The 23782-nt window shown below is 71.4% G+C and carries 21 protein-coding genes; 8 read left to right on the top strand and 13 right to left on the bottom strand.

The window, feature by feature from the left end:
- The first annotated feature begins 136 nt into the window (after window positions 1-136).
- The 4 genes from ABZS77_RS22565 to ABZS77_RS22550 all read left to right on the top strand — a co-directional run bounded on the left by ABZS77_RS22565 (window position 137) and on the right by ABZS77_RS22550 (window position 2612).
- Window positions 137-844: a DUF899 family protein gene (locus tag ABZS77_RS22565; protein ID WP_354826013.1), complete on the top strand. Its 708-nt coding sequence runs from the start codon at window positions 137-139 to the stop codon at window positions 842-844.
- 135 nt (window positions 845-979) lie between these two features.
- On the top strand, window positions 980-1618 hold the full coding sequence (locus ABZS77_RS22560) for a hypothetical protein (protein WP_354826010.1): 639 nt from the start codon (window positions 980-982) through the stop codon (window positions 1616-1618).
- A gap of 216 nt (window positions 1619-1834) precedes the next feature.
- A complete protein-coding gene (locus ABZS77_RS22555; protein WP_354826008.1) occupies window positions 1835-1993 on the top strand; it encodes a hypothetical protein in 159 nt (52 codons plus the stop codon).
- 58 nt (window positions 1994-2051) lie between these two features.
- On the top strand, window positions 2052-2612 hold the full coding sequence (locus tag ABZS77_RS22550) for a DinB family protein (RefSeq protein WP_354826005.1): 561 nt from the start codon (window positions 2052-2054) through the stop codon (window positions 2610-2612).
- A 71-nt stretch (window positions 2613-2683) separates the two neighbouring features.
- Here ABZS77_RS22550 and ABZS77_RS22545 read toward each other — a convergent pair whose 3' ends face one another.
- Window positions 2684-2995 (bottom strand): EthD family reductase, encoded by a 312-nt coding sequence (locus ABZS77_RS22545; protein WP_354826002.1) that lies wholly within the window; start codon window positions 2993-2995, stop codon window positions 2684-2686.
- A 134-nt stretch (window positions 2996-3129) separates the two neighbouring features.
- On the opposite strand from ABZS77_RS22545, the gene ABZS77_RS22540 reads away from it, so the two are divergent.
- On the top strand, window positions 3130-3609 hold the full coding sequence (locus ABZS77_RS22540; RefSeq protein ID WP_354826000.1) for a hypothetical protein: 480 nt from the start codon (window positions 3130-3132) through the stop codon (window positions 3607-3609).
- 246 nt (window positions 3610-3855) lie between these two features.
- A complete protein-coding gene (locus ABZS77_RS22535) occupies window positions 3856-4920 on the top strand; it encodes a serine protease (RefSeq protein WP_354825998.1) in 1065 nt (354 codons plus the stop codon).
- A gap of 128 nt (window positions 4921-5048) precedes the next feature.
- Here ABZS77_RS22535 and ABZS77_RS22530 read toward each other — a convergent pair whose 3' ends face one another.
- The gene (locus tag ABZS77_RS22530) at window positions 5049-5558 is read right to left on the bottom strand and encodes a hypothetical protein (protein WP_354825995.1); all 510 of its coding nucleotides are present in this window, start codon (window positions 5556-5558) and stop codon (window positions 5049-5051) included.
- A gap of 255 nt (window positions 5559-5813) precedes the next feature.
- Between ABZS77_RS22530 and ABZS77_RS22525 the strand changes: the two genes are divergently transcribed.
- Window positions 5814-6710 (top strand): hypothetical protein, encoded by an 897-nt coding sequence (locus ABZS77_RS22525; RefSeq protein ID WP_354825992.1) that lies wholly within the window; start codon window positions 5814-5816, stop codon window positions 6708-6710.
- Between the two features lie 72 nt (window positions 6711-6782).
- On the opposite strand, the gene ABZS77_RS22520 is transcribed toward ABZS77_RS22525, so the two are convergent.
- The 11 genes from ABZS77_RS22520 to ABZS77_RS22470 all read right to left on the bottom strand — a co-directional run bounded on the left by ABZS77_RS22520 (window position 6783) and on the right by ABZS77_RS22470 (window position 22071).
- Window positions 6783-9905: a BTAD domain-containing putative transcriptional regulator gene (locus ABZS77_RS22520; protein WP_354825989.1), complete on the bottom strand. Its 3123-nt coding sequence runs from the start codon at window positions 9903-9905 to the stop codon at window positions 6783-6785.
- A 221-nt stretch (window positions 9906-10126) separates the two neighbouring features.
- Window positions 10127-12505 (bottom strand): DUF4132 domain-containing protein, encoded by a 2379-nt coding sequence (locus ABZS77_RS22515; RefSeq protein ID WP_354825987.1) that lies wholly within the window; start codon window positions 12503-12505, stop codon window positions 10127-10129.
- Between the two features lie 55 nt (window positions 12506-12560).
- A complete protein-coding gene (locus ABZS77_RS22510; protein ID WP_354825984.1) occupies window positions 12561-12953 on the bottom strand; it encodes a hypothetical protein in 393 nt (130 codons plus the stop codon).
- Window positions 12954-13037: 84 nt separating this feature from the next.
- A complete protein-coding gene (locus ABZS77_RS22505; protein WP_354825982.1) occupies window positions 13038-14678 on the bottom strand; it encodes a DUF4127 family protein in 1641 nt (546 codons plus the stop codon).
- A 2-nt stretch (window positions 14679-14680) separates the two neighbouring features.
- The gene (locus tag ABZS77_RS22500; RefSeq protein ID WP_354825980.1) at window positions 14681-15388 is read right to left on the bottom strand and encodes a putative N-acetylmannosamine-6-phosphate 2-epimerase; all 708 of its coding nucleotides are present in this window, start codon (window positions 15386-15388) and stop codon (window positions 14681-14683) included.
- Window positions 15385-16293, bottom strand: a complete 909-nt coding sequence (locus ABZS77_RS22495; protein WP_354825977.1) for an ROK family protein — start codon at window positions 16291-16293, stop codon at window positions 15385-15387. The genes ABZS77_RS22500 and ABZS77_RS22495 overlap by 4 nt, the downstream gene beginning before the upstream one ends.
- The gene (locus tag ABZS77_RS22490; RefSeq protein WP_354825975.1) at window positions 16290-17132 is read right to left on the bottom strand and encodes a carbohydrate ABC transporter permease; all 843 of its coding nucleotides are present in this window, start codon (window positions 17130-17132) and stop codon (window positions 16290-16292) included. Before ABZS77_RS22490 ends, ABZS77_RS22495 begins: the two co-directional genes overlap by 4 nt.
- Window positions 17122-18069, bottom strand: a complete 948-nt coding sequence (locus tag ABZS77_RS22485) for a sugar ABC transporter permease (RefSeq protein WP_354825972.1) — start codon at window positions 18067-18069, stop codon at window positions 17122-17124. Before ABZS77_RS22485 ends, ABZS77_RS22490 begins: the two co-directional genes overlap by 11 nt.
- An 11-nt stretch (window positions 18070-18080) precedes the next feature.
- Window positions 18081-19364, bottom strand: coding sequence for a sugar ABC transporter substrate-binding protein (locus ABZS77_RS22480; protein WP_354825970.1), 1284 nt, complete (start codon window positions 19362-19364; stop codon window positions 18081-18083).
- Window positions 19365-19389: 25 nt separating this feature from the next.
- Window positions 19390-20985, bottom strand: coding sequence for an FAD-dependent oxidoreductase (locus ABZS77_RS22475; RefSeq protein ID WP_354825968.1), 1596 nt, complete (start codon window positions 20983-20985; stop codon window positions 19390-19392).
- Between the two features lie 39 nt (window positions 20986-21024).
- Complete coding sequence (locus tag ABZS77_RS22470) at window positions 21025-22071, bottom strand: LacI family DNA-binding transcriptional regulator (RefSeq protein ID WP_354825965.1); 1047 nt, start codon at window positions 22069-22071, stop codon at window positions 21025-21027.
- A 352-nt stretch (window positions 22072-22423) separates the two neighbouring features.
- Here ABZS77_RS22470 and ABZS77_RS22465 point away from each other — a divergent pair, with 352 nt between their 5' ends.
- Window positions 22424-23782, top strand: a complete 1359-nt coding sequence (locus tag ABZS77_RS22465; protein WP_354825962.1) for a hypothetical protein — start codon at window positions 22424-22426, stop codon at window positions 23780-23782.

The raw sequence follows: 23782 nt of genomic DNA, 5'->3' as shown, positions 1-23782 counted from the left end.
GGCATTTCCCCGGGGCTGAGTGGTCCGCACAACCGTACTGACGATCGCGGACCCATCCGTCATCGGTCACCGATGACGATCGCCGACTCGGTCGTCTGTACCTGTGACCGATCCCCACTCCACGAAGGAGACAGCCATGACGGCAACCCCCGCGTCCAGAGCCGCCGCGCCCCCGGTCGTCGACCGGGAGACCTGGCTGCGCGAGCGCGACGAACTGCTGGTCCGGGAGAAGGCCCATACCCGCGAGGGAGACGCGATCGCCGCCGCTCGTCGTCAGCTGCCGATGACCGTGATGCCGACGGTGACGGTGCGGGGCCCTGGCGGGGACACCCCGCTGGTGGAGGTGTTCGAGGGCCGCCGGATGCTCATCGCCTACTTCCACATGTGGCACGACGGCAAGCCGTACGAGCATCAGTGTGAGGGGTGCACCTTCTCGACCTGTCACGTGCGGATGCTGGACTACCTGCACGCTCGGGACGTCACCTACGCCGTGTTCTGCGAGGGTCCCTACGAGGAGAGTGGCCCGTTCGCGGAGTTCATGGGCTACAGGTTCCCCTGGTATTCGGCGAAAGACTCCGACCCGGCTCTGGCCGACGGTCGTGACTTCGGGTTCATCGCGTGCTACCTGCGCGACGGCGACGAGGTCTACGAGACCTACTGGACCACCGGGCGGGGCGTGGAGGCGTTGATGACCACCTACCACGCCCTGGACCTCACGGTGTACGGCCGGCAGGAGAACTGGGAGAACTCGCCCGAAGGCTGGCCGCGGCTCACCGGGCACCCCTGGCGTCTCAACGGCCGCCCCACCGCGCAGTGGTCACGCCCCGGCGTCGCACCGCGATGACGCCTGATCGCGGTGATCATGCTCGGGTCGGCCGCGGTGTCGGCCTGCTGCCCGCCTCCGGCCGGCATCGGCCGGCGAGCCGGCCACGGTCGGATATCGCTCGTAGGTCTGGGCGGAGGCTGCGATCATCCGGCGATGGAGACCTGGTCCCACGACGGCAAGCTGTACGAGGTCACCTCGGGATACAGCCACCCCGACGATGCCTGGCAGTACGAGCTGGTCGGGCTGACGGGTCCGCCTGGCGCGGGGCCGTACCTCTCCGTCTCGATCCCCGACGCGACGCCCGACGGACCCTTCACACCGAGGCCGACCGGGCACGTCGTGGTCCATGCCGACGGAGGCACCGTGCCCTGGGTCGTCCTGGAGAAGCTCCTGCGCCTGCTGGACTCCAGCGGCGACCTGGTCGATGAGCATCGGGATCTTTCGCCGACGGCGACTGCGCTTCCCCTGACGCTCACCATCTGGTCACACCACGACCAGCGTTTCCAGGTCAGCCACTTTCACGATGGCGACGCCGATTCGTGGATCTATGAGCTGTACGAGGTAGACCCGGCCAACACCGGTAACAACTACATCGACGCCCGCGTCCCCGACGAGCGGTCGGAGTCCGGACCGTTCGTCCCGATGTCCGCCGAACACGTGACCCTGACCATGCACGGACGCTCGACATTCCCCTGGCCTGTCTTCCGCCGATTCCTCGATGCCATCCGGGCTGCCGGGGACATCGTCGGGTCCACGGGCGAGCCGGGACAGCGGCGGCAGCCGTCTCGCTGACCTTCGGTGGGGCCCGACGCGGACCTGTCGAGATCTGCCGTCGCGGTGGATGTGCTGAACGTCGTCGAACGCCTGCTGGTTATTCGGAACCGTGACGGATGACGAGGCGGATGTCGCGGCAGTGCTCGCAGGATTCCTCGCCGTGGGTGACACGTCCGGCCGGACGATCGTCACGCCGGGTTTCTGTTCCCACGGGAGGGCTGCGATCATCAGCAGATGGAGTTCGTGCTGGATCCGCCGCACGAGGTCGGCCCTCTCCGGCTCGGGATGACGATCGACGAGGCCCGTGCCGCGCGCAGCAATGGCACATTGATTCTTCGCCACCGTCGACCATGCAGTTCTGTGGCGTGGCGCTCGCCCGGGAAACTCGGGTGATCTCAGGCGACCGCCCGCACTCTTGATCATGCTGGACCGCCGTCGGTAGGGTGCGGAAATGGCAAGAAGTCAGCGACTCGCGGACCAGCTGGACCGGCACTGGCAGAAGAATCTGCGGCCCCGGCTGCACGGTCTTGCCGACGAGGAGTACTTCTGGGAGCCGGTGCGCGGCTGCTGGAGCGTCCGCCCACGCGACGCGGCAACGCCGATGGCGGCAGGTGCGGGGAAATGGGCGATGGACTTCGCGTCCCCCGCCCCGGTGCCCGCGCCGGTGACCACTATTGCCTGGCGGCTGGCGCACGTCATCGTGTCCTGCCTGGGCTACCGGGTCGGATGGCACTTCGGCGGCCGGGACGTCGACTCTGAGACATTCGCCTACGCGGGGACGGCCGACGAGGCACTACATCAGCTCGATGAGATGTATGGCAGATGGAACGCGGGGGTCCGCGAACTCTCGGACACCGACCTGGAGAATCCGCCCGCGGCGGGTCTCGAGCGGTTTCCCATGGAAGGCATCGTCCTGCACGTCAACAGGGAGCTGATCCATCACGGTGCCGAAATCTGCCTGCTGCGTGACCTCTACCGCTGGCAGGACGGAGCCGTACCGCGCCGAGTATGACGTTCCGGTAGCCGGCGATCGAGCCTCCGGCCACGGCCGACCGAACGCGACCGGGGCCGTACCGGCGTGCCTCAGCCGGTGCCGTCCTGAACCGGATAGTGGATGACGACCGCGCCGCCGGTGGCGTATTTGGCGACGTCCGCGCCGACCTGCTGGCCCTGCGGCGACGCCCGCGCCGCGGTCATGGCGGCGGCGTCAGCGAAGTCGGCCTCGAAGACCGCGAAGTACGGCGTTTCTCCCTGGGTCGCCGCCACGTCGAAGCTGTAGCGACACGCGAGCAGGCCGGGCAACGTCCTGACCAGTGGAAGGTGGTTGTTCACGTAGTAGTCGCGGAAGTGGTCGGGGTCGGCGGGCTCGAGATACAGGACCACCAGTTTGTGCATGCTGACCTCCGTCCAGAATCGAGACCATAACACCCCGGGCCGCCCGAGAACCGGGGTCGAGGACAGCCTGTCCGACCGAGGAGAGCCCGACCGTGGGGCGCGTGTACCGGCCGACAGCCGGGCAGAATTCGGCTGTGACGATCACGATCACCACCTACCGGGACCTGTTCGCCAACGTCCGCAAGCGGCCAGGAATGTGGCTCATCCGCGATGATTTCGCCAGTGTCGTGGCCTTCGTCGAAGGGTGCGACCAGGGAAACGCCCGCACGTTGCTGACCGGCTTCCAACCGTGGCTGGTGACGCGGGCCGGCTGCCTCAACAACCACGTCTGGTGGAGCATCGTCGCCCACCTGACCGAACCCATCGGCCCCAAGAAGGTCCGTGACATGGACCCGCACCTGGACGCCCGTACCGTCGAGACCCTGTTCGACCTACTCGACGAGTTCCTGGAGTTGCGCGACGAACATGACGGCCTGAACCGCATCCTCGCCGCGCACGAGCAGTGGCGCCGCCTTCGGGACGAGAACGGATGCAGCGCCACGGACGCACCCGCCTGCCCCACCGTCGCGTGGCCCAGAGCCGCGAGCCGTCGAGCCCCAGACGTTATGGCATAGATGGGATTACATGTCTTGCGTGGCCTCAGGTATGAATGCCGAAAGCACGTCCCGGTACTGATTCCTGAGAAGGAGCGACGGATGCCACATGCCCTGCGCCGCCTACGAACGGGGGCGGTCGCGCTCGCTGCCTGCACACTTGGGCTGAGCCTACTGTCGGTACCCGCCGCCGAGGCGTACTCGGTCGCACCTCTCGCCCCACAGTCCGAGCGGGCGCCGGAATCGGACCAGTTTTCGGCAGAGGGCGTGACCACCGTCGGTGAACTCCGTACCGTCGACAGCTCCCTCTCCTACGCTCCCGACGGCGGGACGCAGATCATTCAGCACCCCGGCGCCACCTACGTCAAGGTGCATTTCAGCGCGCTACGACTGGCCGAGGGCGACTACGTCACCGTGTCCAGCCGCGACGGCAAGGAGAGCTACCGGTACGACCGCAACCTGAACCGGGGGACCGGTTCGGACTACACCACCGACGGGCAGCCGGGGTTCTGGGCGATGTCGGTGGAGGGCGACACCGCCGTGGTGACCCTGCACAACAGCCGCGCCTCACGTGGCAGCGCCGCCACCATCGACCGGTTCTGGCGCGGATACGACCGCACGGAGATCGCCGCGCACAACTTCACCACCCAGTCCGTGTGCAGCACCGACGCCCGCAGGGACGTGGTCTGCTACCAGAACAGCCACCCCACCGAGTACGCCCGTGGCAGGGCGGTGGCGCGGCTGTTGATCAGCGGCGGTGGACTGTGCACCACCTGGAGGGTCGGCAACACCAACCGGATGCTGACGAACAAGCACTGCTTCTCGACGCAGTCGGCCGTGAGCGGCAGCGAGATGCAGTTCAACTACCAGTGCGCCACCTGCGGCGGTGCGAATCCCGGCGCCGGCACCAAGGTCAGTGGTGCCACCCTCTACAAGGTGAGCAGCGGCGGTTCCAGCCAGCTGGACTACACCCTGTTCTCGGTCAACAACTTCGCCGCCATCCAGGGGTTCGGCACCCTGTACCTGGCGACCACCGCCACCAGCAACGGCACCCGGATCTATGTCCCGGGTCACGGCGACGGCAGCCCGAAGCGGCTGTCGATCTACGAGGATGCTCAGAACGGCCCGACCTGCGCGGTCCGGAACGCGAACTACAACACCTGGAACATCAGTTACAGCTGTGACACCTCCGGCGGCAACTCGGGTTCACCGGTGCTGGACGCCAGCCACCGGGTGATCGCCCTGCACCACCTCGGCGGTTGTCCGTCGAACCAGGGCGCCAAGGCGCACCTGATCTACAACGAGATCGCCAGCCTGATCGACAACGGCTGAGACGGTGGGCCGCCGACGCGCGCTCTGCGCCTCGGCGGCCCACCCGCATCCTCGACCTCGGCGTCGCCGGACGACGCCGCGCGGCGGTGCGGTCGGAGAGACCGGCCGCTTCCGCCCCCCCGTAGCGCCTAGGGCAACCACCACGGTGCGAAGTACGGCGCCGACGCCCCCTCGGTCGAGAAGGACCATCCGCCCGCCGGCGCGCTCTGCAGCCGGACGACGACGTTCGCGACGTACGCCGAGCTGACCGGGCGGAAGTCGACGTCGCTGTACCAGGTCCTCCCGTTCGGGGCGCAGAAGTCCGACGCGTTGTCGGTGTAGGTCACCACCACGTTGTTCTGGTAGGTGACGACCATCTGGACTCGGACGCAGTCGCCGGACGCGTTGTTGATGTAGATGCGGCCGAGCAGCCGGGGCTCCCAGGTGCCGTTGACCAGATCCCACTCCAGCCGACCGTCGGCCTTGGGATCTCCGGAGATGTTGCCCAGGTCGCCCTCGCCGAAGTCGAAGTGTGGCTGGGTGATGGAGAACCTGTCGGTCCTCTGCACCGCGGCCTGCGCCGGGCTCGCCCCGATCAGCCCGAGTGCGCACACCACGGGCAACACCAGGAGCCGGGTCGCGGTTCTGCTGAATCGCATGTCTTCCTCCTCGATCGCGCCGCGACCTCTGCGCGGCGTTCGTCATCGAGTCTCGGCAGGAGCGTCAGGGTCACGTCACGATCCGCTCCGGGTGGCCGATCGGGGCGGGCGCACCATGACGCCACCCTGAGGTCCGACCGGACCATCGGTGATGGCCGGCCTGAGTGGGCCGGCGAGACCGGCCTCGCCCGCCCCGCCGGGCCGGCGAGGTCGACCAGAGCCCGACCCGGACGGGTCGGTGAGTGAAGGAGCGACATGCACACGATGGACATCGCACGGCGGACCGTGGCAGGCGCGGTCGCTGTCGTGCTGGGTACGGCGGCTTGGGCAGCCGCGCCCGACCGGCCCGCCCACGCGGGAGGGCTCGCACCGGTACGGGTCGAGGAGGCCAGCGAGAGCGACGGGAGCGGGACCAAGGTCGTCACCGCGACCTGCCCGGGGGCACGATCCGTCTTCGCGGCGGGCGCTCGGATCGTGAACGGGAACGGCGGGGTCGTGCTGACCGCGATGGAGCCCGATGCGGAGCTGACCACGGTGACCGTCACCGCGAAGGCCCGTACGGGGCACGCGAGCGCGTGGTCGGTGGTGGCCTATGCCACGTGCGACTCGTCGACGAGCCCACCGGTGCGGGCGACGGCCACTGTCGGATCGGCGTCGACGGTGGAGGTGAACTGCCCGGGCAGCACAAGGGTGGTCGGCACCGGCTTCCGCTCCGAAGGACCGGTGGACCAGACGTACGTCGACGAGGTCGGCTTCGGCCCCGGACTGCGGACCGTGCGGGTGCACGCGGGGGGCGGCGCCCAGCCGGCGAGTCTCACCGCTGTCGGAATCTGCAAGGAGCCCACACAGCCGACCGGGCCGCCCGGCGAACGCGTCGAGACCGCCAGCGGGTACGACGGCACGTGGCCGAAGACGGTCGTCACCGCGGACGCCGGCCCGGCCGCCCACGTGTACGCCGTCGGCGCCCGCGTGACGGGCGCGGGACCGTTCTTCCTCAGCGCGATCGTCCCCAGCCCGAACCTCCGTCAGGCGGGCGCCGAGGCCGTTCGGGCGAGCCAGTTGCCCGGGTCGGCCGCCGCCCGGGACGATGCCGCCGACGACGGTGAGGGCTCGCTCACCGTGGCCGTCCTGACGATGGCCACCTTCCACTGACCGGTCGCCGGACGCGGTCCGGCGACCCCGGTTCGGCGCCGGTATCCCGCGGCCGGCAGCGGTCCCCGCCGGTCAACGCCCGCGATCGGGTGCCGGGTCCCGCCGGCCGTTGCCAGTGGCCGGCGGGACCCGGCGAACGGTGGCCTGTGGTTGTCCGCCCGGCCGGGCCGGCGCGAGGATGATCTCGTCCGGCGGGTGCACGCCGATGGCCCGCATCGCCTCGCGGTACCGGGCGAGTGCCCGGCGTGCCTCGCCGTGCTGGCCGCCGGCGACAAGCGCGCGCACCAACGCCCGGTGCGCCGGCTGGTCGTACGGATCCCGTTCGAGGAGCCGCAGCAGGTACGGCACCGCCGCCGCCGGGTCCGCCGTGGCCCTGCTGACCTGGGCGAGCATGCGCAGGAGGCCGAGGTACGCGGCCCGCGCCTCCTCGCGCAGCGGGCCGGACCAGTCGGCGTACGGCTCATCCTCGAACGCGTCGGCGCGGTACTGCCGGTCGGCGGACAGCAGCACCGTGCGCCCCTGCGCCAGCGCCCCTCGTTCCAGCAGGCGTCGCGCGTGCGCGACGTGCGCGAGGAACTCCTCGACGTCCACCCGCAACCGGCTGACGTCGAGCGCGATGCACGCCTGGTCGGCGACGAGGAAGTGGTCGGGCGCGAACGTCTTCGTCGGGTCGAACACCCCGCGGACGATCGACAGGAGGACCGACAGTCGGTGGCCGGTGCGATCCGGGTCGTCGTCCGGCCAGAGGAGTTCGCACAGCTCGCCTCGTGGCACCGGCCGGCCACGCCGAGCGACGAGGATACGCACCAGGTCACGCGCCTTGCGGGACTGCCATCGCGAGGCCGGCACGGGGTGGCCGTCGAGATGCACCTCGAACCGGCCGAGAGCCTGGATCACCACCCGCTGGTAGACCGGCCCGGCGCCCGGCGTCCACCCGCCGAAGCTGTTCGCCGTCCGATCCACAAGCGCGCCGGCGAGGGCGACCTGCTCGGCCGCGAGCAGGCCGGCCAGCCGATCGTCGATGTCCGCCCCGGGCAACCGTCCGAGCAGGACGAGCAACCGGGCCGCCTCGACCGCCGCACCGGCCCGGGCCCAGATGGCGTACGCCTCGCGCAGCGCCTCGCGGGCGCGCCCGAGGTCCGGCTCGGCCGCGGCCCGCAGCTCGAGCGCGTCGGCCAACCCGGCCAGGTCACCCTGAACGCGGGAGATGCGGGCCGCCTCGTCGGCGCGAACGGTGGCCCGGTCGGGCACGGCCATCCGGAGCGCGACCCAGCCCTGGGCCAGCAGTGCCGGTACGACGATCTCGTCCCCGACGTCCCGAGCGGCCCGGTCGGCGTGCCGCGCGGCGGCCGGCACGTCGTCGTCCAGTCGCACCAGCGCCAGACCCGCGAGCGCGGCCACCAGGACGTGCACGTTGCCGGTCTCCTCGGTGACCCGGATCGTCTCCTCGTAGGCGGCGCGCGCCTGCTCACGCCAGCCCCGCCGACGGTACAACTCACCAAGTCCGAGCAGCGCGTGGATGAACCGGCGGGAGCCCTTCTGCTGGTAGAAGCCCAGCGCCGCCTCGTACCGGCGCACCGCCTCGTCGTACCGGCCGAGCATCGCCAGCGCTTCCGCCTCGTTGCTCGTCGCGATGGCGCGCAGGCTCGGCGCGTCGGCCAGCGCGGCGTAGCGGGCCGACCGCTCGGCCGTTGTCAGCGCCTCGGCGAACCGGCCGGTACGCAGGAACTGGTGGGTGCGGTTGGTGTGGATCCGGGTGAGCAGCAGGACGTCGCCGATGCGTTCCGCGATCGGCAACGCCAGAGCGAAGTGTTCCTGGCTGCCCGCGATGTCGCCGGCCACGCTGAGGCACAGGGCGACGCTGAGGTGGGTCGAGGCCAGCACATCGTCCCGCCCGGCGCTGGTCGCGGCGGCGAGCGCCCGCCGTGCGTGCGCGGTGGCGGTCGTGGTGTCGCCGGTCAGCAGGTGCGTGTGCGCGGTCCAGGCGAGCAGCAGCGCCTGATCGGCGGGCGGGGCGGGCCGGGCGAGCGGTCGGCCGAGGATCTCCAGGGCCGCCCGGGCGTCACCCCGCTGGTAGTGGATGCGACCCAGCCGCCAGGCCAGGCCGGCGTCCCAGGTCTCCTCGGCGACGGTCTCGTACTCGTGGGTGGCCGCGCCGAGGTCGCCGAGGGTGCGCAACGCGTCGCCGAGCAGCAGGCGAAGCCGCCGGCTGCGTTGCCGTTCGGGCAGCATGCGGACCAGCTCGGTCACCGCGACGGAACGACCCGCCGCGATCATCCGATCGCCGTGCGCTTCGAGCACCCGCGCGCCCGCGGCGTGGTCGCCGGCCCGCAGGTACTCCCGGGCCGCGGCGACCGGCGGCCCGTGCGCGTCGTACCAGCCTGCGGCGGCGGCGGCCGTGTCGCGGATCTGATCGGCGCTCGGCGCCCGGCGCCCGTGCCGGGCGGTCTCGACGACGATCGGCACGAGAAGCTCCTCGGGCGCCGGTGCGCCCGGCCCCGCCGCGGCCCGGGACGGCCGGGTCAGCAGGCCGGTGCGGCGCAGCCGGTCGATGACGCGCGGGGCGCCGCGGTGGCCGAGCGCGCGGCACAGCCCCACAGTCACCGGCGTCAGCGCACCGACCTGACGCAGCAGCCGGTTCGCTTCCGCTGGTAGCGCGGCCAGCACCTCGTCGGCGACGTAACGCGCGATCGGCCCGCCGGGCTCACCGAGGATCGGGGCGAGCGGCCCGGACGGCACCCCACCCAGCCGCAGAGTCTCGGCGGACAGGTGGACGAGCGCCGGCCAGCCGCCGGTCGCCGCGAACACCCGGTCGGCAAGGTCCGGCGTGGAGAGGCCGTACTCCTCGGCGATCAGGTCGGCGACCCGTTCCGGGGAGAGCGCCAGGTCGGCCGGGCCCAGCTCGGTCCAGAGGCCGCTGCCGAGCGGGCGGGCGGCCGGTGCCGGCAGTGGCCACCTCGAGGCGAGGACCACGGAGACGTCATCCTCGCACCGCACGATGTCCTTGAGCATGAGGTGCAACTCCTCCGCCGAGGTGGGCGGCAGGTCGTCGACCACGACCAGACGGTCGCCGGCCGCGACGGCGTCGGCGACGAGCTGACGTACGGGTGCGTCGTCCCCCCGACACCAGCGGGCTTCCGCGCGGGGAAACCAACGGTGCAGCGCGGTGGTCTTGCCATAACCGGCTGCGGCCACGACGCAGTGGATTCCCCGCTGGTGGCCTGCTCGCAACGGATTCACCGCGTCCTCCCGGCCGTGCCGTGCGAATTCCGGACGACTGGCGTGCCCTCGTCTCTGGACAAGGGTTCACCGGCGACGTCGGGGGAGGCAAGACCCGGGTGGGTCGCGTACCCGATCCAGGATGCGCGCGAGTGCCCGCCGTGCGCTGTGGATCGGCATCAGGCCGACGTGGTCGGTCAGGAGGCGAACTGCCGCAGCACCGTCGGATCGGTGATCGTGTCGTCGGCGGCGAGCATGATCGCCTTCGACAGGATCGTCGACAGCATCGGGTCGTCGTCGAACGGCAGGTGCAGCCGCCCGGTGCCCCCACGCGCCGCGACGATGCACAGGTAGGCGTCGTTGGGCTCCATCATGATGTTGCCCGAGCCGAGGTGGATCCGGTAGCCGCGCAGGTTCCCGCGTACGTGCAGGTACCGCTCCGCGAGGGTGACCCGGTCGGCGATGGCCATGCGGGGGAGCAGCCGGGCCAGGGCGTCCCGGCGTACCTGTGCCGACGGGGTCAGAGCCCCGACGACGGCGCTGTGCCAGTAGTCCCGGAACCGGTCCTCGCCGCGGTCGGCCCACTCCGGGTCGGTGGCGATCGAGGTGACGCCGACGAACAGGTCCACGTCCCGCATCGCCTCGGTGAACACCAGCGGCGGTACGTCGGTGACCGGTGCGGGTTGCCAGGTCGCCCCCTCCTGCCGGGCGAAGCGCACCTGGTCGGTGGAGCAGTAGTGGACGTGGTAGTCGCCGAGATTGTCCGTGTCGACCAGTTCGTGGCGGAAGGACGCCCGCCACGCGCCCCCGCCGAAGACCTTCGTGGCGTCGCTGTCGTACCCGCCGTCCCACGTGCCGAGGTAGCTGGCCTGCCAGCCGCGGGTGCGCATGAGCGCGTTCGCCTGGCGGTAGCGCAGGATGTGCGCGGCGAACCGGTTGGAGTAGGAGCCGGTCTGCTCCTCGGCGGGCGTGAGCAGGTAGACCTCACGGAACGCCTGCTTGAACGGCTGGGTCAGGCCGGTAGCCAGCACCCGCTCACGCCAGGCGAGGGTGTCGTCCACACCGGCGCGCAGGGGGTGCCACAGCCGGACCCGCTCACCGCGCGTCGGCCGCCCGTCGAGACCGGCGATCGCCCACCCGTCGCCGTCCTCGCGGGGCAGGCCCGCCGACCAGTCGCGCCCGTCGGTGCTGGTCTCCCAGAGCAGCCGCCGCCCGTACGTCCCGGTGATCGGATGGTCCAGGAAGCGGGACACCCAGTCCGGGTACGCCCAGGTGCGCTCCTCGGACAGCAGCGACTCCACCCGCTGACGCTCGGCGGCCAGGGTCGCGTTGACGCCCTTCACCAGGTCGCGCAGCTGCTTCAGCTCGGCGTCGTGCGTCTCCTTGACGGCGGCCGGGACGCCCTTGAGCCCGACGTCACCACGGGCGAAGGACAGACGCGCCTTCTCGCCCACGACCCGCACCGTCGCCTCGTACGGGCCGACCTGCGTCCGCCGGGCCCCGGCGGCGTCGAGCCCGTGATCGTCGATGGCGAGTTCCATCACCTCGCTGAGTGACCACCCGCGCAGGGCGCCGAGGCGCGCCAGCGAGGTGTGCACCCGACCGCGTACGGCCTTGTTCTTGACGGTCACCGCGAGCCGCGCCAGGGTCCGCACCGGCACCTCACCGTCGCGCCCCGCCAGCAGCTGCACGGCGGCGATCGCGGTGCGTTGGGCGTGCGGGAAGCCGGACGCGTGCCGGGGAGCGCCCGCGGCGGTGGCGGTGACCGTCGCCAACAGCTCCGTCGTGTCGTCGTCCGACTCCCGCGACAGCGCCCACACCAGGCCACGCAGGAGTCGGTCGGAGTCGTCGTGCACGGACTGCCGGTGGGCGACGAACGCCTCCAGGACGCGGCGGACCGCCTTCGCCCCTTCGGTCGCGGTCGTGAGGTGCCCGTCGAGGGCGCGCAGCCATCCCGCCGGCGCCGCCGGCTTCTCGAGCGAGGCGCAGTGCACCAGCAGCTCGGGTACGCCCGGCGCGGCGAGGACGTCACCCAGGCCGGCGCGGACGAGGGGACCGAACTCGTCCCCGTTGTGCAGCAACCGGGACGGAAGACGGCGACCGGTGGCGCGGTCGAGCGCCTCCCCTATCAGTGTGACGACCCGCAGCCGGGGACCGGCCGAGACGAAGTGGTTCCTGGCGAGGTCGTCGAACAGGCCCGAGAGCGCGGGCACCAGGTCGGCCAGGTCCACAGGGGACAGGTGTCCGGCGATCGTCGCCGGCAACTCCAGTTCGGCGGCGTTCTGGTAGCCCCATCCCCGTCCGGCGACGTCCAGGCACCACACCAGATCCGCCCGGGTCCAGGTCCGCACGCCGTCGGCGAGACTCAGCACGACGTGGTTCAGCGCGCTCGGCGTCGAACTGGTCGACGCCTCCAGATGCATGGCCAGCGCGGCGCGGCGGCGAAGCTCGGCCGGCCACGACCCGGTGACGGCCCACTCCGGCGTGTTGGTCACCTGCGCCGCCCAGTAGTCAGCTGTCGTCTTGCGGAGCACCGGCCGGACCTGAGCATCGGCCTCCGCCAGGCCGGCTTCCACCCCCCGACGCTCCGAAGCGGTCAGAGCGGGAAGCAACGACCTCCAGTCACCCACGTCAGCCACCCACCAGCGGGACGAGCCGCACGAAGGCCACCTCGGGATCCGCGAGCAGGTCGATCTCCTCGTCCAGATCCTCGACCTGGCGGTCACCGACCAGCAGCACGAAGCCGTTACGGGCGAAGGCGTCACACGCCGCGTCCGCCTGACGCTCCCAGTCCAGCCGCCGGCCCCGACCGACCCGGTAGCCGTTCAACGTCGCCTCCGCGTCGGTGGGCCGCACCAGACCCCGGAAGACCTCGGCCTGGTCGGCGTTGAACCGCGCCACCTCCTCGCGTACGCGCAACCGGACCAGCTCCCGCGCGGAGATGCGCTCCGGCAGCCCGGTCATCGGCCACTGGTCGATCGCCCTGCCCGTCGCTGTCTCGTCCCGAACCGTCACCGTGGCCATCGCGCCGTGCTCCTCGCCCCTGGGGTGACCGGCATCATGGCACGACGGTCCGACGGAACCGCCCGGTGCGGCGTGGGCCGCCGGTCAGGACAGGCGCAGCCGAGGCTCGAGGATCACCTCGAAGAGCCGGTCCCACGGCAGCTCGACACGCGCCGACTCGAAGCCGGCCAGGGTCGCCGTGAACGTCTTCGCGCCCCGCCGGCCCAGCACGATGCGGTGCCCGGCGAAGTGGTCGGCGAAGTACCGCTCGGTCAGGGGTACCAGCCGTTCGCTGACCCAGCGGTCGAAGTAGGCCTTCTGCCCGGGGGTGAGCGCGAGCGGGTCCCAGCCCTGCGCCCGTGCGTGCGCGTACGCCTCGACCTGCACGATGTTCTTCCACGGGTCGTCTTTGACGAACCGGTAGAGCAGGTACTCGGCGTGCGCCTGGGCGGGCGCGCGCAGGTCGGGCACGCCGAACCCGCTGCCGGAGGAGCGGAGGTACGCCCACCGGGCGGTGCCGTGGCCGAGCGCGAGGCCGAGCGCGTTGCCGCCGGTGTTCCACCCCGAGTACGACAGCAGCGCCGCGAGATCCAGGTGGTTCTCCATCCGCGCGACCAGGTCGTGGTCGGCCTTGTTCACGATGAGCGGGTCCACCACGATGACCGGGGCGCCGGCGGCCAGCAGCGTGCCGATCCGTCCGACGAAGGCGTCCAGGTCGGCGGCCCGCCGCGCGGGTGTCGTCGAGGGGGTGTTCACGGCGAGCACGATGTCCGCGTCGCCGTCGACGACCCGTCCTCCGACCGAGGTGACGTGCCGCCGGATGTTCTCCGCGAAGGGGATGCCCTCCAGCTGTGCGGTCCAGGCCTCACCGGAGACGCCCGCGTACTCCACGCGGTAGGTGGGTGCCGTGCCGGCCGCGACCACCCGCGCGACCAGCAGCGCGTTGACCTCGTCGGCGCCGGGGAAGATCTCCACCCGGTCGCCGACGCCGAGCTGGGCGACGAGCGACTCCAACTCCACCCGCTCGGCCCGGGCCAGGCCGACGGGCGCGGTGTCGTCCTCGGAGAGTACGAGGTGGTCGATGGTGCCGTCGGCGACCCACTCGACCATGAGCCGGTTCACCTGGTGGTTGCGGGCCCGCGCGGCGAGATAGTCCTCGACGACCTCATCGGGGATCCGCGCGCGGGTGGCCTCGAGCTGGGCCCCCAGCTCCTCCTGCCCGAGGTTCACCACCTGGTCGTAGAGCTTCGCCCAGGAGACGAGCAGGTCGCGGTACTGGTCCAGCTCGGTGCCCGTGCTGGTGATGGCGAGGCGCTGGATGGTGTCGTGCACCTCGACCACCGCCCCCGGCCGGGTGGAGCGCAGGGCACGGATCGCGTCCAGGTTCGCCAGGGCGGCGGCCAGGGTCGGGGCGGCGGTGCGGGAGGCGATCAGGCCGCCGTACGCGAGCATGCTGACGGAGATCACGTACCCGTCGACGCCGTCGGTGGTGCCGAGCCAGCGGGCGATGGCGGCACCGTCGCCGGGGGTGAAGAAGCGACCGAGCAGGTCCCGCGGCGGCAGCTGCACCCGGGCGCCGGCGCTGGCGGCGGTCATCTGCGCGGCGTACGTGTTGACGGGCCGGTCGTCCAACGGGACCAGCGCCACGGTCGGCTGCCGCCTGGCGGGCCCGGCGGACGCGGGTGCGCCGATGGCCACAGTGGTCAGTCCGGCCACGCCGGTGGCCAGGAGGGTACGTCTTCTCATGCTCACTCCTTCTCGGTGGGGGCGCTCGCCGCGCGGGGGGTGGCCGGCACGAGCCGGCGGGTGATCCAGAGCGGTGAGGTGACGGCGTTGCCCATCACCACCGCGTGCGCACCCGCCTCGAAGGCCCGGCGGATCTGTTCCGTGCCGCGGTACCGCCCCTCGGCGATCACCGGCACGGGCAGCAGCGCGACGAGTCGCTCCACGAGCCCCAGGTCGGGCCCGTCGGTCGGTGGGCTGGCCGGTGTGTAGCCGGACAGTGTGGTGGCGACGGCGTCCGCGCCGGCCTCGACGGCGGCGACGCCCTCGGCGGCGGTGGAGACGTCCGCCAGGACCAGCGCGTCGGTCCGTTCGCGGAGCGCGCGGACCGTGTCGGCGAAGGCGCGTCCGTCCGGTCGGGGGCGGTCGGTGGCGTCGATCGCGACGATGTCCGCCCCGGCCAGCGCCACCTCGAGCGCGTGGGACGCGGTCGGGGTGATGAAGACGTCCCCGGTGCCGTGCTTGTACAGCCCGATCACCGGGACGTCGACGGCACCGCGTACCGCTCGGACGTCGTCGGGTCCGTTGACCCGTACGGCCACCGCGCCGCCGCGTACCGCCGCGGCCGCCACCCGTGCCTGCACGTACGCGTCCCGCATCGGGTCGTCGGGGTCGTCGGGCAGGGGTTGGCAGGACACCACGAGCCCGCCGGCCAGGTTGTCGAGCACGCTCACCTGTCGGTCCTTTCCGGTGTGTCGATGGCCAGTCGGGCGGCGCCGACGAGGACGGCGTCCGCGCCGAGCGTGGCCGGCAGCAGGGGAACGTCGGCCCAGCCGGCGGGCACCTCGGCCGAGTAGGCGGCCGAGGCGGCGGGCAGCAGGGGACCGGCCGCCCCGCCGGCCACCAGGACGGCGTCCGGGTCGAGCAGCGCCACCAGCCCCGCCAGGGCCGCACCGAGGGCGGTCCCGGCCCGCTCCACGACCCGCCGGGCGACGCCGTCTCCGCTCGCCGCGCGCTCGGCCACGGTCCGGCCGGTGACGTGGGTGCCGGTCTCGACGGCGTACGCGGCGGCCAGCCCGCTGCCCGAGGCGATCGCCTCCAGATGCCCGTAGCGGCCGCACCCGCACCGCAGCGGTCCGGCGCCCGGGGCGGGTAGATGCCCGACCTCCCCGGCTGCCCCACGGGCGCCGGTCTCGACGCGGCCGTCGCGGACGACCGCCCCGCCCAGCCCGGTGCCGACGGCCACCAGCAGCACGTGCGCGCGGTCCCGTCCGGCGCCGGCCCAGCATTCGCCGAGCGCGGCGGCGCTCACGTCGTTGGTGACCCGCACTCCGCGACCCAGCCGGGCGGCCAGCGCGTCGGCGACCGGGGTGCCCGTCCAGCCGGGCAGGCTGTCGGTGGCGTACCGGATGCCGCCGGTCGCGGGATCGACGGTGCCGGCGGTGCCCACGCCCACCGGCCCGGCGGTCGCGCCGAGCAGGTCGGCGGCCAGCCGGGCGGCGGCGTCCAGCACGGCCGCCGGCCCGGACCGGGCGGGCGTGGGCACCTCGCGGCGCTCCAGCACCCGCCCGGCCCGGTCGACGAGCGCGGCCGCCGTCTTGGTGCCGCCGATGTCGATGCCGACAACCGGTGCGGTCATCCCTTGAGGCCGGTGTGGGCGAGGCCCTCGACGAACTGCTTCTGCGCGATGACGAACACCACCAGGACGGGCAGGGCGGTCATCGACGCCGCGGCCATCTGGACGTCCCACATGGGGCCGCCGTAGGCGTCGACGAACTGGGTGAGCGCCTGGGGCAGGGTGAACTTCTCCGGGGAGGAGAGGAACACGATCGGCTCCAGGTAGAGGTTCCAGCTGTGCAGGAAGGTGAAGATGGCCACCGCGCCCAGTGCCGGCCGTGACAGCGGCAGGGCGATCCGCCAGAAGGTGGCGAACCGGCCCAGCCCGTCGACCCGGGCGGCCTCCTCCAGCTCACCGGGGAGGCTGATGAAGAACTGCCGCATGATGAACGTCGCCAGGACGCTCGGCGCGCCGAAGATCGGCACCAGGATCAGCGGCCAGTGGGTGTTGACCAGGCCCAGTTTGAAGAACATCTGGAACAGCGGCACGATCGTCACCTCGCTCGGAATGAGCAGGCCCGCGAGGACGACCAGGAACAACACGTTCTGCCCCCGGAACCGGATGCGCGCGAAGGCGTACCCGGCAAGCGCCGCCACGGCCATCGTGCCGACCGTGACGACAAGCGCGATGTAGAGGCTGTTCAGGTACTGCTGCCCGAACGGCTGCAACTCGAACACCCGCTCGTACGCGTCGAAGCGCGGGTTGGTCGGCAGGAGCTGCGGCGGGAAGGCGAAGATGTCCGCCACCGGCTTCAGCGACGAGGTGACCATCCACCAGGTGGGGAAGACGAACGGGATCGCCAGGACCAGCAGCACCCCGTAGAGCACCAGCTTGGTCCGGCGGGACAGGTCACGACTCATGGAAGACCCACCTCTTGCGCATCTGCCACTGCAGCACGGTGAGTGCGAGCACGATGGCGAACAGCACGATCGACAGCGTGGCGCCGTAGCCGAAGTGATGGAACTGGAAGGCCTGCTGGTACAGGTAGTAGACGAGGACCGTCGTGGACGTGCCGGGGCCGCCCTGGGTGAGCACCGAGATCTGCGCGAAGACCTGCAGCGAGCCGACCACGGTGATGATCGACGTCAGCAGGATCGTCGGGCTGATCAGCGGTACGGTGATCCGCCAGAACTGGCGCATCCGGCTCGCCCCGTCCACCTCGGCGGCCTCGTACAGCTCGCCCGGCACACCCTGGAGGGCAGCCAGGAACAGCACCATGTTCAGGCCGACGTTCTTGAACACCTGCACGACGATCACGGACACCATCGCGGTGCCCTCCCCGCGCAGCCAGTTCGGCCCGTTTACGCCGACGGTGTCGAGCAGCCCGTTGATGCCGCCGTTGTCCTGGAGCAGGAAGCCCCAGACGATGGTCCAGGCGACGAGCGAGACGACGACGGGGGAGAAGAACAGCGTGCGGAACACGATCGTGCCCCGCAGCCTCTGGTTGAGCAGGACGGCCAGCAGCAGGGCCAGGCCGAGATTGAGCACCACCAGGCCGACGGAGAACAGTCCGGTGGCGCGCAGCACCGCGCCGAGGTTGGGATCCTCGGCGAGCGCCGTGTAGTTGTCGGTGCCGACGAAGTCGAAGGTCCCGGCGAGCACGTTCCACTCGTGCAGGCTGTACCAGAGCACGAGGATCAGCGGCAGGATCACGAAGACGACGCTGCCGAGCATCTGCGGGGCGATGAACAGGTAAGCGGCGAGCTGGTCCCGGCGGCGGCTGGTCCAGAACGGCCGGGCCGGGCCCGGGGCGGGCCCGGCAGCAGCCGGGCCCACCCTGGTGTCCGTCTGGGTCATGGTCGTCGGCCTTACTTCGCCAGCAGCGGCTGGATCTTGGCGCAGACGCCGTCGAGTACGGCCTTGACGTCCGCGTTCGGCTGCCACAGCGGGTCGAGCCCGGCGCGGACCTGCTGGCTCAGCTCGGCCTGGCCGGAGTGGCTGGGCTTGACCACGCCGTTGGTGATGCCGTCGATGACGACCTTCTGCAACTGCTCCGGCTTGAGCTTCGGGTTCGTCTTGGCGAGGGTCTCGGCGGTCAGCTGCGACTGCCGGGGCGCCGGGAAGAACTGGGCGAGCTTCGCCGAGTTCGCGGGGTTGGTGAAGAAGGCCAGGAAGTCGGCCGCCTGCTTGGCGTGCGGGCTCTTCTTCATCACCCCGACGCCGGCCTGGCCGACCACCGCGTAGTCGCCCTTCGGCCCGGCCGGCAACGGCACCAGGTCCCACCCGAAACCGCCGTCCTTCAGCAGCGAGGCGCGGGAGATCTGGGTGATCGTCATGGCCGAGTCACCGGCGAAGAAGTCGGCGGTCGTGCCCGGACCGGGCAGCGCCTTCTGGGTGAAGGTGGCCTTGTGCAGGGTGGTCATCGCGTCCACCATCTCCGGGCTGTTGAAGCCGCAGGACCTGCCGTCCTCGCTCCACGCCCGGGCTCCCCACCCGGTCCAGAAGGTGGACAGGTTGTCCCAACCCTTGTAGTCGAAGTCCCGGATGACCAGGCCGGCCTTGCCGGAGTCCGCCGCCGTCGCGGCGGCGGCGGCCAGGGCGTTGTCCCAGGTCCACTGACCGGCCGCGATCAGCTCGGCCGGCGTCTTCTGCCCGGCCTTCTTGAGCATGTCGGTGTTGACGAAGACACCGAACGGCGAGGTGGAGAAGGGGTACGCGTACAGCTTGCCGTCGTCCTGCCAGAGCTTGAGCGTGGCGGGGGAGATGTCCTCGTACTGGTAGCCGTCGGCCTTCTTGAGGGTGTCGTCGAGGGGCAGCAGCGCGCCGGAGGCGACGAAGTCCGGGGCGGAGTTCTCGAACACCCACGCGAGGTCGGGCGCGTTCCCGCCGGCGATCTGCGTGGTCAGGGTCGTGGTGTAGGTGTCGAACGGCAGCGGGTCGAACTTGATCTCGGCGACGTCCGGGTGGCTCTTGCGGTACTCGTCGGCGATCTCGGTGAACAGCTTGAGGTGCGCCTCGTTGGCCGACCAGACGGTCATCCGCAGCTTCGCCGGGCCGCTGTCCTCGGCCTCGCCACCGCCGCCGCAGGCGGTCAGGGCGAGCGCGCCAGCCATCGCCACGGCGACGCCGCGCAGGGCCTTTCCTGCTCTCACAATATTCTCCTTACCGGGGGTGTGTTCAGTAGCCCGCGATCTGCGGCCAGCGCTGTTCCACGCCGGCCGCCGTGAGGCGGTCCTGGAAGTCGGCCAGCAGACGGGGGGTGTTGCGGACCGCACGCGGGGACTCGCCCCGCGCCAGACAGAAGTCGGCGAGCAGACCGGCGACCTCGCCGACGTTCCACTCGACCGGGTGCAGCCGGTAGCTGCCGTTGGTGATGTGGGTGGTGCCGATGTTCTTGCCGGCCGGCAGCAGGTTCTCCATCCGCTGCGGGATCAGCGCGCCGAGCGGGATCTCGAACGGGCAGGAACCGACGTCGATGTAGTTGTCGCCGCCGGTCGACGGGTGCAGGTCGATCCGGTACATGCCCACGCCCACCGCGTCCGGGTAGCTGACCGCGCCGTGATCGCCCCGGACCGCCAGGGACAGGTCCTGCTCGGCGACCGTGTACTCGGCGCGGATCCGCCGGGACTCGCGGATGTACGGGGCCTGGGCCAGGCCGTCCGCGCTGCCGGTCACGTCGCCGCGCAACCGCAGGCCCGGGAAGCCGGTGCCGCCGTCCGGTCGGGGCGCCTCCGTCTGCATCCAGTAGAGCACCGAGTACGACAGCTCCCGGGCCTTGGACAGGTGCCACGACGCGTTCGGCACGTCGATGACCGGGCCCTCGAAGTAGTCGATCATCGGCCAGTTGACCAGCGTGATGTCGCTGTCGTACGCGCCGTCGGTGAAGTTGCGCCGCGCGGCGATCCGGCGGAACGTCCACAGGTTGCCGTCGCCGGGGTTGACGCGCTGGTCGGCGTTGACGTTCAGCGGGTCGTCGTCCGGGTTGGGGGTGAAGCTGCGCTCGACGATCTCCAGCGTGCGCGGGTGCGGCGACTTCCAGGACAACAGCCGGTCGCCCCAGAAGTCGGGCTTGTAGTCGCGCCAGAAGTCGTACCCCGCCGGACGGTCGATGGTGTGGTCCCCGTCGACGTGGTCCAGCGCGAAGCAGACGGACACCGCCTGCATGTTCATCGGCTGGGCCTCGGCCGGGGCGCTCGGCTCACCCGTCTGGGCCTGCGACTCGAACCCCGTCACGTACTCGGTGCCCGTCAGCGGCAGCAACTCGCCGGTCTCGGTGGCGTCCAGGACGTACGGCGCGACCACGTCGATCCGCTGTTCGCGGTCGCGGTGCGCGAGGGTCACGCCGGTCACCCGGTCCCCGTCGGTCTCCGCGGCCACCGGCCGGTACGGCTGGAGCACCCGCAGCCGGCCCGAACCCAGGTACGGCGCGAGCATCTGGTCGAGGACGGCGACGGCCACCCGCGGCTCGTGGCAGAGGCGGCTCACCCAACCCGCACCGGGGTTGAGGTCGGTCCAGGCCCGGGACCGTTCGGTCAACGGGTAGTGGCGGCGGTAGTAGTCGCGGATGCCGTCGCGCAGTTCCCGGTAGCTGGCGGTGGCGCCGAACTGCTCGATCCAGGAGTGTTCGTCCGGGGGGACGGCCTGGCTGGTGAGTTGCCCGCCGAGCCAGTCGAACTCCTCGGTCAGGATGACGGACCGGCCGGCCCGGACTGCGGCGAGCGCCGCGGCGACGCCGCCCAGTCCGCCCCCGACGACGAGGACGTCCGTACGCATGAGTACCACGTGGTTCCTTCCAGTTGCGCGGTCGACCGCTCAGCTCCGGTCGACCGCCGGATCAGGGGTGCCGAGGGTGCTGCCCTCGACGAGTTCGCAGGGGAGAAGTCGCTGCTGGACGCCGTCCGCGCTGCCGTCGATGACGCCCGTGAGCACGTCGACCGACTGGCGGCCCATCTCCTCGCGGGGGATGCGGAACCCGGTGAACGTGATGTCGGTGGGGACCGGGACGGTCGGGTCGCCGAGGGTCACGATCGACAGGTCGCCGGGGACGGTCAGGCCACGCCGGCGGGTGGCGGACTCCAGCGCGATCGCCGTGGCGAAGTCCTCCACGAAGGCGACGGTGGTCCCGTCGGCCAGCAGCTTGTCGAGTGTCGTCTCGGCCTCCCCGGCCAGCGCCGACATCTGCCCGGCGCTCTCCGCGGTCGCCGCGGCGGCATGGAACCCACGGCGCCGGTCCTCGGAGGATTCCGCGGGGATGCCCATGCTCAGGTACGTCAGGCGGCGGTGACCGTGCCGCAGCGCCACCTCGACGAGTTGGGCGACCGCCGAGGCGTAGTCGGCGCCGACGTAGGGGACCGGCCCTCCGGCGTCGTCGCGGCGCCCGACGGCGACGTACGGATATCCGTCGCGGTTGAGCCGGTCCAGTTCCGCGCCGTCGATCTCGCGCCCGAGCAGGATGCACCCGTCGGCCAGCCGCAGCCGGTTGTCCTGGTGGAAGATCCGCCGCCGCCCGTCCACCACCGGGGCGCTGGTGAACAGCAGCAGGTCGCAGCCGACCCGTTCGGCGTACTCCTCGATGCCGAGCAGGAACGGGTGGAAGAAGTCCCGGCTGCCGCTGGGGAAGGCGGGCTCGTACGTGAAGACGCCGATGATCCGGTTGAACCGTGAGGCGAGGCGGCGGGCCACGGGGTCGGCGGCGTAGCCGGTCTCGGCGATGACCCGCAGCACCCGGTCCCGGGTCTCCGGGGCGATGCGGACGTCGGCGTCGGTCCGGTTGTTGAGCACCAGCGACACCGTCGCCTGACTGACGCCGGCCATCCGCGCGATGTCACGCTGGGTGACACGTCTGGGGGGAGGAGTCACGTCGGGTCCCTTCGGCGGTGCTAATGCGTATTAGCGATCGGCGTTGGGAAGCAGCTTGGCCCGAGGCCCACCGCGTGTCAAGGGGTGGCGGCAAGATTTCGGGCCGATGAACTCGCGGGACTAATGCGCATTAGCGATCGGGGTTCGCGGCGGGTCGGCGTCCGGCCCGGGTCGGACGCCGCCTCTTGACAGCAGCGCCGTCGGTCGCGCAACATTCGAGAAACATAGCTGCTAATACGTATTAGCTCGACGGTGCCAGGGCGCATCCGCCGATCGATGATCCCTGCGTTCTTACTGAGCGTCACCCCGCGCCGTTCGTGCCGCCGATCCGACCGACCGAAGAGGAAGCCGCATGACGAGACCATCCGCCCCGTCGTCCCGACGCGCCGTCCTGGCGGCCGCCAGCGCCGGCCTGCTCGTCGCCGCCGTGGCCGGCGCCCGGCCGGCAGCCGCCGAACCCCCGCTGGACTTCCCCCAGTTCAGCTACCAGGGCACCGCGTTCGACAAGAGCGCCCTCGCCTACAACCCTACGAACGAGTTCATCTTCCCGAGCGTCATCCGGGCCGCCGACTACTTCCCCAACCCGCTCGGCGCCTACTACCTGTACTACGCGCCGCACGAGCGTCCCGGCGGGATCGCCCTCGCGTACTCCGACTCGATCAACGGTCCCTGGACGGAGTACGACGTCAACCCCCTGATCGGCAACACCTGGCTGCCGCACTACGCCACAGTCAGCCACATCTCCTCACCGCACGCGGTGTGGATCGAGGGCGAGAACAAGCTCTTCCTCTACTTCCACGGCGAGAACTCCATCACCCGGTACGCGACCTCCGACGACGGCATCCACTTCGAGTACGGCGGGACGGCGGTCAGCCGGAACGACTCGACCGGCGGTGAGACCTCCTACGCCCGGGTGTTCGAGCAGTCCGTGCCCCGGCTGGGCACCCGGTACCTGATGGTCTTCATGGACAACCCGACAGCGGCGCTACCGGGACCGACCGGGCCGGTGTCGCGGCGGATCCGCTGGGCGGTCTCCAACGACGCGCGGACCTGGACCATGCAGCCCGAACCGCTCGTGACCCCGCAGGGCATCGAGGGCCCGAACGCCTCGGGCCCGTTCTTCCTGCGCTGGAACGACCGCAACCTGGTGATCTACCACGCCGCCGACGGCAACATGCACGCGGTGGACGTCGGGCCGGACTTCGACCAGGAGACCCACCTCGGCGTCGTCCACGACTCGATGGCCGCCGCGCCCGACCTCGGCCGGTCGGCCGCGCCGACGTTCTACTTCGACGGGCGTACCGCGCACATGTACTACGAGGCGGGCGGTCGGCTCACCGCGACCATCGGCCACGCCACCGCCACCCTGGCGGAGCCACCGCCGGTACGGCAGCTCGACTGCGCTGCGGACCGGCCGGTCCTGTGGCCGCCGAACCACAAGCTGGTCGACGTCAACCTCACAGTGGACCTGCACGACGGTGTGCTCGGCCCGAACGCGTTCACCCTGACCGGCGTGACCGGAGGTGACGCCACGGACATCAGCGGTTTCGCCGTCGGTGAGCCGGACACGAGCGGCAAGCTGCGGGCCGAACGTTCCGGAAGCGACGGGGACCGGGTGTACCACCTCACGTACGCCGGCCACGACGAGATCGGCCGGCCGGTCGGCTGCACCGTCACCGTCACCGTGCCCCACGCCCGGGGCGGCAACTGA

This window comes from Micromonospora sp. NPDC005298 (assembly GCF_040607375.1).
In the GTDB taxonomy this organism is placed as follows: domain Bacteria; phylum Actinomycetota; class Actinomycetes; order Mycobacteriales; family Micromonosporaceae; genus Micromonospora.
This window is presented reverse-complemented; position numbering and strand designations above follow the sequence as displayed.